This is a genomic window from Helicobacter sp. UBA3407, from assembly GCF_949747025.1.
Taxonomy (GTDB): domain Bacteria; phylum Campylobacterota; class Campylobacteria; order Campylobacterales; family Helicobacteraceae; genus Helicobacter_D; species Helicobacter_D ganmani.
In genome coordinates, this window is the sequence record NZ_CATKCB010000142.1 from 1 (window position 1) to 10,198 (window position 10,198).

At 36.2% G+C, this 10,198-nt stretch carries 9 protein-coding genes and 2 pseudogenes; all 11 read left to right on the forward strand.

The genetic code is table 11. The features are described from left to right. Positions 1-138 (forward strand): annotated as a pseudogene (locus Q1553_RS05130) (glutamate--tRNA ligase); the annotation flags it as partial. Between the two features lies 1 nt (position 139). After that, entirely contained in the window at positions 140-433 is a 294-nt protein-coding gene (locus Q1553_RS05135; protein WP_115551490.1) for a YggT family protein, read from the forward strand. Between the two features lie 11 nt (positions 434-444). Further along, on the forward strand, positions 445-2,199 hold the full coding sequence (locus Q1553_RS05140) for a lytic transglycosylase domain-containing protein (protein ID WP_297570223.1): 1,755 nt from the start codon (positions 445-447) through the stop codon (positions 2,197-2,199). Between the two features lie 124 nt (positions 2,200-2,323). Continuing rightward, positions 2,324-2,566, forward strand: coding sequence for a flagellar basal body rod C-terminal domain-containing protein (locus Q1553_RS05145; RefSeq protein ID WP_115551492.1), 243 nt, complete (start codon positions 2,324-2,326; stop codon positions 2,564-2,566). 39 nt (positions 2,567-2,605) lie between these two features. Next, complete coding sequence (gene speA / locus Q1553_RS05150; RefSeq protein ID WP_115551493.1) at positions 2,606-4,462, forward strand: arginine decarboxylase; 1,857 nt, start codon at positions 2,606-2,608, stop codon at positions 4,460-4,462. Further along, complete coding sequence (cysE, locus tag Q1553_RS05155) at positions 4,459-5,157, forward strand: serine O-acetyltransferase (protein ID WP_115551494.1); 699 nt, start codon at positions 4,459-4,461, stop codon at positions 5,155-5,157. The genes speA and cysE overlap by 4 nt, the downstream gene beginning before the upstream one ends. Before the next feature lie 257 nt (positions 5,158-5,414). Beyond that, positions 5,415-7,139, forward strand: a complete 1,725-nt coding sequence (locus Q1553_RS05160) for a cation:proton antiporter (protein ID WP_281270106.1) — start codon at positions 5,415-5,417, stop codon at positions 7,137-7,139. Between the two features lie 3 nt (positions 7,140-7,142). Then, positions 7,143-7,715, forward strand: coding sequence for a recombination mediator RecR (gene recR / locus Q1553_RS05165; protein WP_115551495.1), 573 nt, complete (start codon positions 7,143-7,145; stop codon positions 7,713-7,715). 20 nt (positions 7,716-7,735) lie between these two features. Then, complete coding sequence (locus tag Q1553_RS05170) at positions 7,736-8,947, forward strand: potassium/proton antiporter (RefSeq protein WP_297601205.1); 1,212 nt, start codon at positions 7,736-7,738, stop codon at positions 8,945-8,947. 253 nt (positions 8,948-9,200) lie between these two features. Beyond that, complete coding sequence (locus tag Q1553_RS05175) at positions 9,201-9,548, forward strand: P-II family nitrogen regulator (protein WP_297570214.1); 348 nt, start codon at positions 9,201-9,203, stop codon at positions 9,546-9,548. Between the two features lie 33 nt (positions 9,549-9,581). Next, positions 9,582-10,198 (forward strand): annotated as a pseudogene (locus tag Q1553_RS05180) (ammonia channel protein); the annotation flags it as partial.

The window sequence follows — 10,198 nt, forward strand, 5'->3', positions numbered from 1 at the left end:
ATGCAAAAAAGCACTTTGAAAGGCAAGAAGTTTTTTAAACCCTTGCGCTTTTTGCTTACCGGCTTTACGCACGGACCAGAATTAAGCGATTTGTTTCCTATTTTGCGTCTATATCTAAAAGAGATTGTAAGGAGTTAGAATGGTTTTAAGCACATTAATTGAAGCTCTTGCGCAGATTTTAAGTATGGTGATTAACATTTATATTTGGGTTGTGATTATTGCTGCACTGATTACTTGGGTGCGTCCTGACCCTTATAATCCGATTGTGCAGATTCTCTACAAACTCACAGAACCTTTATATGCAAAGATTCGCAAAGTCATTCCCACGCTAATTGGTGGCATTGATATCGCACCAATTATTGTAATTTTGGCATTGAAATTTATAGATTTATTTGTTGTCAAGCTACTTTTTGGCTTAGCGCATAGTTTATAAAGGGTGAGTAGATGAAAAATTTTTTATTTTTATTGATTTTTATTGGTTCGCTTTTTGCACAAAATGCTCAAGAAGCAAAGCAGAATCCAAAGCACACTTCAAGCAAGCAAACCACAACCAAAAAAGAACCCAAATCTACAAAGGCAACTCAATCCAAAAAGACAAACGCAACTCCAACGCTCAACCAAAAGATTACTTTAGATTATCTAAAAAAGCAACCCGCTGGGGTTTCGCGTGATTTTTATATTTGGTTGTTTTTGCAACAAGAGATTACTCCACAAGAAGCAAAAGAAGCTTATAACCTTGCGATTCGCAAAAATGCAAAACTTTTTGGATTGTATTTTAAAAAAGGAAGCAATAAAACACTTTCGCGCAAAACAATTTGTCAGAGAATGAGTTTAGAAAAACTTTTAAAGGAGGATTCTAAATGTATTGCCCTTGCACTCACCACAAAAAAAGCAGAATCCTTAGATAAAAAAACATTGAAAAAACTTTCACAGAATGTGCAATCTCATAACCAAAAACTTGCAAAAAATTTACAAATTTTAGCCGCTAAAGACCCTTTTGCACATCTTATTACGCAAGATGCAAAAACTTTTGGAGATTTTTATTTTGCAATTTCACCAAGTTATCGCAATCGTTTAGACTTTGCAATTTCCAAAGAAACCTTAACAAGACTATTAAAAGAACAGAATGCAACCTTTAATCGCGCACTTAAAAGTTTGATTATGCACACAAATTTAGATAACTTCAATCGCTCTTTAACTGCGCTAAATTCAGAAGAAATTTTGAGTGCATTGGACGCAGAAAGTGCATTTTATTTAGGTTTAAATGCAATGAGGTATCAGAAAAATCAACAAGCCCTTAACTTTTTTTTACATTCACAAAGGACTGCAAAACATACTTTCAATAAGAATCGTGCAAATTTTTGGGCATATTTAGCGAGTGGGGACAAAAAATACCTGCAAATCTTAAGTGATTCTAAAATGGTAGATGTCTATGTGCTTGCAAGCCTTGAGATTATACAGGCTGAACCTAAATTTACTCTTTTGTATGATGTGCCAACACAACAAAAAAATGCAAGTTGGAATTTTAAGAATCCTTTTGAATGGGAGCGCATTCGCGATTCTTTTAAGTCTATTAAAGGCAAAGACGCAAATTCTCGTCGTCGGCAGTTATTAGCGAAAGTAGATAGCGAAGAGACAAAAGCACATTATATCTGGCTTGCGCGTCAAAAAGATACCGAATATTTTTTGATGCCTTATAAGGAAGTTTTTTCGCGTTTTCCTCAAGACAAACAGGCTTTGCTCTATGCGCTGGCAAGGCAAGAAAGTTTGTTTATTCCCACCGCAATTTCTACTTCATATGCACTAGGTCTTATGCAGCTTATGCCCTTTAATGTCAAGGCGATTGCTAAGGAGCTAAAAGAAGAGGATAAGGTGGGATATTTTGATATGTTTGACCCTGCTGTGAATGTGCCTTATGCGGAATATTTTACGCGTCCGCTCGTGCGAGAATTTAACCACCCGCTCTTTATTGCTTATGCGTATAATGGAGGTCCGGGATTTACGCGTAGGTTATTGGGAAAAAACCATTTGTTCAAAAAGAATAATCCCTTAGACCCTTGGTTTAGTATGGAGATGATTCCTTATGAGGAATCACGCGTATATGGCAAAAAGGTGCTAGCGAATTATGTCATTTATCAAAAGAAGTTTGGAAAAGAGATTAAAATGTTAGATTTGTTGCAACAAAGTTTAGTGTATTAAATTAATGTGTTTGAATGAAACGAGTTTATTAAGAACTTTTTGCAAAATATTAATTTTAAAAATAAATTTTAGATTTTTTGGTTATAGTTTTGCAATCTTTAATATGCAATCTAAAGGATAAACGATGAATAGCCAAAATATTGGGAGTTATGGTAGTTTTTATGCTGTGGGTGTTGGACAAAATACAACAAATACCACTGCGGCAGATTCAACAAATGTTTCACAAGGGGCTTTGGAGAGTTCTAATGTAGATTTGACGCGCGAAATGACAGGGCAAATTGTGGCGCAAAGAGGAGCGGAGGCGAATGTGAAAAGCATTCAAACAGAGGATTCTATGTTTCAGACTTTATTAGATATAAAAGCATAAGCAGGTTAAAGTAAAATCAAGCGCAATAAAGGTTGATAAATGGTAGATTATGGGATTGAATATTGGGGAAAAGATGATTTTATTATTGAAGATGGGCAAGTAAAAGTCAATCATCAAAATAAGCCTGCATTGATTAATATTGTTAAGCAAGTGCGAGAAGATGGTTATCGTGGTCCGCTTTTGGTGCGCTTTCCCCATTTGATGAAAAAACAAGTAGAAAAAATTTTTACAAGCTTTGAGAGTGCTATTAAAGAATATCATTACAAGGGCAAATTTAAAGCAGTTTTTCCTATAAAAGTCAATCATTATCCTAATTTTATCCTGCCCCTTATGGAAAACACAACGCATCGCTGCTATGGTTTAGAAGCAGGAAGTAAATCAGAGCTAATTGTCGCTATGGCTTATACGAATGAGAATGCACCTATTACGGTGAATGGCTTTAAAGATAAAGAAATGATTTCCTTAGGCTTTATTGCTGCGAAAATGGGACACGATATTACTTTGACGATTGAGGGATTAAACGAGCTTGAGACGATTATTGAGGTTGCAAAAACGCTCGGTAAGCCTTATCCAAAAATCGGGCTTAGAATCCGCTTGCATAGCACAGGAATCGGAATCTGGGCAAAAAGTGGAGGGATTAATTCCAAGTTTGGTTTGACTGCAAGTGAGCTTGTAGAAGCAATTGCGTTACTACGCAAAAACGATTTACTAAACAAATTTACGATGATTCATTTTCATATTGGTAGTCAAATCAGTGATATTTCTCCGCTCAAAAAAGCCCTAAGAGAAGCAGGGAACATTTACGCAGAGTTGCGCAAAATGGGAGCAAAGAATCTTAATAATGTCAATATTGGCGGTGGGCTTGCGGTGGAATATGCACAGCACGAAAATCAGCAGAATCGCAACTATACACTTGCAGAATTTAGCGGAGATGTTGTTTTTACTCTCAAAGAAATTGCCAAAAACAAAAAAGAACCCGAGCCAAATATTTTCATAGAATCTGGACGCTATGTTTCCGCTAGCCACGCGGTGTTGATTGCGCCTGTTTTGGAGCTATTTTCTCAAGAATATGATGAAAAGGCGTTGCGCTTAAAGGAAAAAAATCCCCCTTTGATAGAGGAGCTTTTTGACTTATACAATACGATTAATGAGCGTTACGCAATAGAATATCTGCACGATAGCTTAGAGCATATGGAATCTTTGCTAACACTTTTTGATTTGGGTTATATTGATTTGCAAGATAGAAGCAATACCGAAGTGCTTGTGCATTTGATTATCAAAAAGGTAATTAAGATTCTAAAACACAAAAACCATAGTGATATTATTCGGATTCAAGAGCAAGTGCAAGAAAGATACTTGCTGAATTGTAGCTTTTTTCAAAGTTTGCCTGATTATTGGGGATTGGCACAGAAATTCCCTGTAATGCCATTAGATAGGTTGAATCGTCGCCCTACGCGTTCTGCAAGCCTTTGGGATATTACTTGTGATAGCGACGGAGAAGTGGCATTTGACAAAAATACTCCCTTATTCTTACACGATATTGATGTCAATGAAGAGGAATATTTCTTGGGATTCTTTTTGGTGGGCGCATATCAAGAAGTGTTAGGAATGCGTCATAATCTCTTCACGCACCCCACAGAATTTAGCGTCGTTTTTGACGAGGAAGAAGGTGGATATAAGATTGAAAATCTACTAGAATCACAAACAATCCTAGATGTGTTAGAGGATTTGGATTATGATACCAAAGAGATTGAACGTTGCCTTAAGCAGCGACTAGAAGAGAGCAAAGAGATTGCAGAAGACGCCAAAAAGGAAGTTTTGGGGCAGCTTTATGTAATGCTTAGTGAAAATGGCTATTTAAGAACAGTATTTAAGAGTGAGGGAGAAAAATCTTGAGTTATGCCACTACACTTTTTGGCACTATCAAAGAAGATTTTGCAGTGATTTTAGAAAAAGACCCCGCAATTAATTCTAAAATTGAATTGTTTTTTAATTATCCCGGATTAATTGCTTTGGTGCATTATAGAATTGCACACAAACTTTATCATCAGGGCTTTAAAGTTGTAGCAAGAATCTTTATGGGAATCACGCAATGGCTTACAAATGTGGATATTCACCCTGCGTGTAAAATTGGACATAGAGTGTTTATTGACCACGGGCACGGCGTAGTGATTGGTGAGACGGCAGAAGTAGGCAATGAAGTCGTGATTTATCAAGGCGTAAGCCTTGGGGGAGTGAGTTTGGAACGCACTAAGCGACACCCCACGATTGAAGATTTTGTGATTATTGGAGCGGGAGCTAAGGTGCTAGGAAATATTGTCGTAGGGGCACATTCAAAAATTGGGGCAAATTCTGTTGTGATTCGTCCTGTTCCTCCTAATTCCACAGCAGTTGGAATCCCTGCAAAGACGATTATCAAAGGAATGAGCGATGACTTAAATAAGATTCCAGACATTCAATATCAGCTTTTTAATTATCTGCAAAAGCGTTTGGAATTGTTAGAATCTGTCGCACCCAAAAATATAGAATTTATAGAATCTCGCAAGAAACTAGAGACTTTGTATCAAGAGTTTTTAAAAGCAAAAGTTTAATCTCGCTAATGAGGATTTCACAGCTACACAATGAAAAGCCAAGACTTTTCTCGCAAGGACGATTAACAAACCAAGTTATTAGGAAACGCTGAAGCAATTTATAATGTGAAACCTTGCTCATTAAGATTCTATGAAAATAGAATCCAAAAAATAAAATTACAAAAGATTTGAAGTGAATTTTTAAAAATTAATAAATTTTATATATAATTTCAAAATTTTATTTTTAGAGGTGTGAAATAGACAACTTACTTATTATTATCTGTGTTTTGGCTATGGCAGTAGTTTCTGGAATTATTTTAAATAAACTCAAAATTCCCGCGATTATTGGCTACATTGTTACAGGAACACTGACGGCTTATATTTTTGGATTTCGCGTTGAGGATTCTGTGGATTTAAACGAAGCTGCGGAGCTTGGAATCGTGTTTTTGATGTTTATGATAGGACTTGATTTTAGCTTCAAAAAAATCACACAGATGAAGCAAGAGGTTTTGCTCTTTGGCGGGTTGCAAATTGGAATCTCTATAGCCGTATTTTATGCTATTTGTCATTATCTGATAGGATTCAATCTTGACACTTCTATTATTTTGGCAAGTGCGGTGAGTTTGTCCTCTACGGCAATCGTTTTAAAAAGTCTCAACGAAACAAATCAAACCAAAACTCCTTATGGAATGGCAGCAGTAGGCATTTTAGTTTTTCAAGATATTGCGGTGATTCCCATTTTGCTAATGATTAAACTTTTGAGCAATCAAGATTTAAGTATGAGTGAAATGCTGTTAAGCACAGGCGTTTCTGCGGTAATTGTTTTATTGCTTTTGATGTTGCCCGGGAGATTCCTTGCGCGTATCGTATTGCGCTCAAGTGCCAAGATGAAAACAGATGAAATTTTTGTCGGGACGGTGTTTTTAATAGTGCTAGGTTCAGCATATCTTAGTAAATACTTTGGCTTCTCTCTCTCACTTGGAGCATTTTTAGCAGGAATGCTTGTCTCTAATTCACCCTTTAAACATCAAGTAGCAAGCGTTTTAGTGTATTTTCGTGATTTGCTTTTAGGAGTTTTTTTTATCACGATTGGTATGCAAGTAGATGCAATTTTCTTGGCAAAATATTTTATCGTTGTTCTCTTGCTTGTTGCTTTGATGTTACTGATTAAAACCTTGATTATGTTCGCATTTTTAAGCCTCTTAAGAAAGGCAAAAGTTGCAATGCGCATTGCTCTTTCTCTCTCGCAAATTGGAGAATTTTCTTTCGCTATTTTCTTACTTGCTAGCCAACATAAGATTTTAAATTTAGGATTAGATGGCGGAATTTTGAATGGGATTTTTGGAAGTGAGTTTGTCGCTTCTATTACTCCAAACGAAATTTATCAATTCTTAACCTTAATGGTAATTTTCTCAATGATTGCGACACCTTTTATCTTGGATAGATTAGATTTGTGTGTTAAATTTGCTCTAAAAATTTTTAGGATTCCGCTTAAGATTGCAAAAATTGGTAGCAAGGTTGGACTTAATCAAAAATCGCAGACAGAGCATTCCTATGAAGTTGTGATTTGCGGATATGGAGCTTTGGGCAAAAAAGTATTAGAGTTTTTTAGTGGTTGTGATGTTACAACACTTGTGGTGGATTCCAATTATGAACGCGTAGAAGAGGGAATCAAAAAGGGTTGCAATATTGTGTATGGCAATATCACGGATAAAATGATTTTTAGAGAAATTGGAATCCAAAAAACAAAAGTTGTCATCTTATGTGTAGAATCTCCTTTAGCAATTGAAAAGGCTTGTCGGCATATTATGGATATTTCACATCTTGTAAGAGTAATTGCCCAAACCGATGAGGAGACAATAGAGGCAGACTTAAGAGGAATTGGACTTTATGCAGTCATTAATGGCAGTCGCGAGATTGCAGAAATATTGGCAAATTCTGCCTTAGAAGCTATTAAAGAATCTAAAGAAATGGGAATCAATAGGGAAGAGGAGAACCAATAGACAATGAAATCTTATCCTGAAAATTTTGCAAAACTTGTAGAATCTTTAGAGAAACTTCCAAGTATTGGCAGAAAATCTGCTACGCGTTTAGCATATTTTTTGGCATTTGAGGATAAGTTTAGCGCGTTAAGTTTGGCGCATAATATTGAATGCTGTGTCCAACAACTACGAATTTGCGAGGAATGTGGTGGAATCTCCAATGATTTTTTATGCTCTATTTGTAGTGATAATATGCGCAATAATGGCGAATTGTGCATTGTTGCGAATCCTAGAGAGATTTTTTTGTTAGAGGAGAGTGGAGAGTTTTTGGGTAAATATTTTGTAATAGAAAGTCTTGAGAAATTGGATTTGAAACATTTAGAGAAAATCATACAAAAAAATCATACAAAAGAGATAATTTTTGCTTTTAGCCCAACTTTGGGCAATGAAAGTGTGATGTTGTATTTGGAGGATAAATTAGAATATTTGGGATTGCAATTTACCAAAATTGCACAAGGTATTCCTACAGGCGTGAGTTTAGAAAATATTGACCAGCTCTCAATTATTCGCGCCTTACAATCCCGAGTCAAAATTTAGGATTTTTAAAAGGAGAAATTTTGACAGAAATTGTGAATAATTTACATCTTTATATCATTGCGATTGGAGCTATTCTATTTATTAGTGTTTATGCGAGTAAAGTTTCAGAAAAAATTGGATTTCCTCTATTGCTTATATTCTTGATTTTAGGAATGCTGTTAGGAAGTGAGGGGATTGTTGGAATCAAATTTGACAATGCACTTTTAGCACAAGCGGTTGGTTCGGTTTCACTGATTTTTATTCTTTATAGCGGGGGATTGGATACGCATTGGGGACAGATTAAGCCAGTGGTTGTTAGCGGGGTAATGTTGGCAACATTTGGGGTTTTGATTACAGCAGTGATTTTGGCTTGCTTTATTTACTTGATGTTGGATATTACGATTTTAGAAGCCTTGCTACTAGGCTCTATCATCTCTTCTACCGACGCTGCAGCAGTGTTTATGATTTTTCGCTCACATCAAATCAGGCTTAAGCACAATATTAAGCCACTTTTGGAATTGGAATCCGGCAGTAATGACCCTATGGCAATTTTTTTAACGATTACAATCTTGCAATTAATCGTAATGCACAATGTAACTTCTGTTGCAGAATGGATTGTGCAGTTTGTAGCACAATTTGCGATTGGAGGAGCGATAGGCTTGCTTTGTGGTTATATTTTTCCAAAGATTTGTGAGCGATTAAATATTTCTCAACCCGGTCTTTATCCTTTGATTAGCATTGCGTGGCTTTTTATGATTTTTGGGCTTTCTGTAACTCTTAATGGAAATGGTTATTTAAGCATTTATATTGCAGGGATTCTAACAAACAAATTCGCCTTTCCTTACAAATCTCATATTATTGCATTCCACGACGCGATTGCGTGGATGATGCAAATCCTTGTGTTTTTGGTGCTTGGATTGCTTGTTTTTCCTTCGCAGCTCCCAGAAATTGCGCTTCCAGCCTTGTGCTTGGTTTTGGTATTGATGTTTGTCGCACGTCCTGTGAGTGTATTTGTGTCTTTGGCAAACAGCAAATATAACAAAAATGAAAAAGCATTCATTTCGTGGGTTGGTTTGCGTGGAGCAGTGCCGATTATTCTTGCAACTTATCCTTTTGTGTATGAGTTGGAACAATCACAATTAATTTTTAATATAGTCTTTTTTATGGTGCTTGTGTCTGTATTGGTGCAGGGAACGACTTTGGGATTTGCTGCACGACATTTGGGTATCGTAGAAGAGGACGAAAAAGATTAGATTATAACATAAAAGCAGAAAATACATTTTTTTGTAATTCCATAGAATCTTTTGCTTTTAACCGACATTATAGATTTGCAAATGTAGGTAAATTTTCTATATGCAAATACACAATCTAAAATTACGCAAGAATAATTCCTCGCCTCCTTATTGTAGCAAAAATTTAGATTATTACTTAAAAATTAAATTTAATTTTAAAATTTAAGTTTAAATTTTGTAAAATTTCTTTTGGAATTTCAAATAAGGAGACAGAATGAATAAAATTTACAAAGTTGAGATTATTACGCGTTCGGAGAAACTAAATATTTTGAAAGATTCTTTGGCTCAAAAAGGTATCAAGGGAATGACTGTGAGTAATGTAATGGGTGCAGGAAATCAAAAAGGTAAAACGGAAATCTATCGCGGTAATGAAACGACGATTGATTTGTTGCCAAAAATTCGCATAGAAATCATCACCAAAGAAAGCCTGCTTCAAGCAATTATTGAGGTGGCAAAAACGACTTTAAAAACAGGGAGCGCAGGGGACGGCAAGATTATTATTTTGCCTGTTAGCAATGTGATTAGGATTCGCACAGGTCAAGAGGGAGAAGATGCAATTTAATGTCCAATCTTAAGACGCAGTGAAAGGAATACAATGAAAGCAATCTTATTATTTTTCGGTTTATATGGCTTTGTCTTTGGTGCAGATTCCGAAGTTTCTGCTGTGGATACTTTGTTTTTGATAGGGTGTTCGGGGTTGGTGCTATTGATGACGCCGGCACTTGGAATGTTTTATGGTGGAATGGTGAATCGCGGCAATGTCTTGAGCACAATGATAAATTGTGTGGTGTTTTTTGCGCTAATTTGCATTCAATGGGTTATTTTGGGCTATACTCTTGCGTTTGGAGATGATATAGGGCAGTTGATTGGAAATCTAAATCATCTTTTTTTGGGCAATATCCAAGATTCTACGATTGGTTTAGTTTCTGAAAATCTTTTTGTATTTTTTCAAATGCTTTTTGCTGTGATTGGCGCGGCGATTATCACGGGTTCATTTGTAGAGCGTATGCGCTTTGGAGTGTTGCTGATTTTTATCCTTTGTTGGAGTACTTTAGTTTATGATGTTTTGGCGCATTGGGTATGGGGTGGAGGTTGGCTTATGAAGATTGGCTCTCTTGATTTTGCAGGTGGCGGTGTAGTGCATATTGCAGCAGGTGTAGCGGGGCTTGTAGGCTGTTTAATGCTTGGCAAACGCAAATTCAAAAAAGGAAT